Here is a 1,932-nt window from a genome sequence, read left to right on the forward strand (position 1 = left end):
TCCTGGAGCCGTAATTAAATCTGGATAATTACATAACGTATTCAAATTTTCTCCATTTGACCATGAACTACTATCTGTTGATGAACAAACCGCTTTAACATATACAAGATATTTTGTTAACGGTTGCAAACCAGTTATAGGAAAAGGATTAGTTGTGACAGTTCCTGAAGCGGCAAGACCCGTGGCACCACTTCCTGGCTTTCCAGATTCGCGCACTTCATACTGATAGGTAACATTGGTAGCATTTTTGGAATTTGGAGTTACTGTTACAGTAGCACTATTCTTTGTAATGTCTGATATGGCTAAACTTAATGGTCTATAACACGTAACTGCCTGAATGTCTACTAAATAGTCATGCGCCTCTCCCCAAGTTGTAGATGCACATGCATCTACTGCTGTAGAACTATAAACTGTACGTACACGCATTCTTGTTACACCTGGCACCGCAGTATCAGGAATCAAAATTGTTGCTTTAGCAAAATTAGGATTTGTAGAAGTAACTAAATCGCTCAATAATTTTTCAAAAGGTTCAAAAGCACCATTTTGATTAAGATCGATCCAAATACTTGTATAAATCGTTGTAGTACTTGCGGTGGTATTCACTTCTATATCATAAGAATTATCTTGTAAAATATTTAGAGGTGTAAATAAAGTAGTTCTGTCTGCATAACCTGCTCCTGTACAACCTGTATTTAAATCACTAATAACAGAAGTTCCTTCGCCTGCTATTTTAAAACTATTCAGATTATATGTAGCACAACCAGTGGTATAAACAGGTGTACAATAACACTGTGTGTATGGATTTTGCCCAACAGAAACTGGTGTTGAAGTTTGCGTACTATTACTATTTGTACAAACCAAAATACATCTATAATCTGTTGGTACAGATTGAAGCGTACTATACGTCATATTTGTCGCACCAGGAATATTTGTCCATGTATTAGCACCCGCAGGTGAACTTTGCCATTGATAGGTTAATCCTGTTGCTAATGTAGATCCATTTAGAGATAAATTAATTGGCACACCAGCACAAGCATCTGAAACAGAAGATGCTGCTGCACCAGCAATTACTTGTCCCGTACAGGGATCTGCAGGCATAAAAGTTATAGAACCCGCCCAATAGCGATTAGCAATCGTAGCAGCATACCCAACACTTGAGCCATTTATATTATGCGCTCCAAGCAATAAATTCACACCACCTGCACTCATTATTGTAGCCCCACTACTTGCGTATTGAGGACCACTACCAGGTTTCACCAGTGAAAATCTATGAGTAGTATTTGCTGGGATAATATGTGTTAATCCAGTAAATAATGGTTGAATAGCTGTCGTAGTAATAGTACCGGTAGTAACAGTTGCTAGAAGCGTCCATCCTGCAGACGGATAAGTAGTGGGCTGCGGACCACTTAACGACGTAGTTGATATCCACAACTCATACACAGTATTACTATGTGAAGTTGTAAGATAATACCCAACCCCTGTAAGTATTTGAGCGCCTGTATTTGTATTCTCAATACCGAACGTTATACCATTCCCTCCTGAACCTGTACTTGTTGTACCTGCGAGGTTTGTATTAATAGTGGTTTGAGCATTTATATTTAAAAGCGGCAAAAAAAGCACCAACAGCAATGAAAGTAAAACTTTAGTGTTTAACCACCGCATCTTAAGCCTAGATAATTGTGTAATTTTTTTCATAAATTATAATATTTATAATTAGTCATATAAGCCATAAACTTAATTAATATTTTTCAATAATTTAAGTATTAATTATACATTTTTTAACTTTTAACATAATTATCAAATATTTAATCTTAAAACAGACAAAAACAAAAGGGCGTCTCTCAAGACACCCTTTACTAAATACATTAATAATTTAAAACTATTTCTTTACAATTTTAATAAATTGACTATTTTCTTTCGTTTTTACGTTCA

General features: G+C 35.7%; 1 protein-coding gene. It reads right to left on the reverse strand.

Features of this window, described 5'->3' with window-relative positions:
- On the reverse strand, positions 1–1,695 hold a 1,695-nt coding region (locus tag EG242_RS14730), incomplete at its 3' end, for a GEVED domain-containing protein (protein ID WP_148090588.1).
- Positions 1,696–1,932 lie beyond the last annotated feature (237 nt).

This window comes from Paenimyroides viscosum (assembly GCF_003858535.1).
Lineage (GTDB): Bacteria > Bacteroidota > Bacteroidia > Flavobacteriales > Flavobacteriaceae > Flavobacterium > Flavobacterium viscosum.